The sequence below is a fragment of the Rothia sp. HMSC075F09 genome (genome assembly GCF_001810515.1).
Lineage (GTDB): Bacteria > Actinomycetota > Actinomycetes > Actinomycetales > Micrococcaceae > Rothia.
In genome coordinates this window covers 1-230 of the sequence record NZ_KV801779.1, presented here as the reverse complement: position 1 = coordinate 230, position 230 = coordinate 1, and the positions used below count along the sequence as shown (strand labels likewise).

General features: G+C 52.6%; 1 pseudogene. It reads left to right on the top strand.

Going from position 1 to position 230, the window contains the following annotated elements:
• A pseudogene (locus HMPREF2749_RS09315) lies at positions 1-230 on the top strand (glycine/betaine ABC transporter permease); the annotation flags it as partial.

The following is a 230-nucleotide window of genomic DNA, read 5'->3' as shown; positions in this document are numbered from 1 at the left end:
GAAGTGATCAACCCCGAAGAGATCATTTCTCCTGAGCTTCTTCGGCTGTACCGGGAAAACCGCGGCTGGCTTATTGCTAATCAGGACGTGTACCGCGTACAGGTCACGATTCCCGGTATCGGTAGACGCCAAAAGAACAGCCGTAATATCAGCGAATATCAGGCAAGGCGACGTATTCGCGATGAGGCTGTCTTCTATGTGCCCCAAACGGGGGAGAAGTTACCCATCGA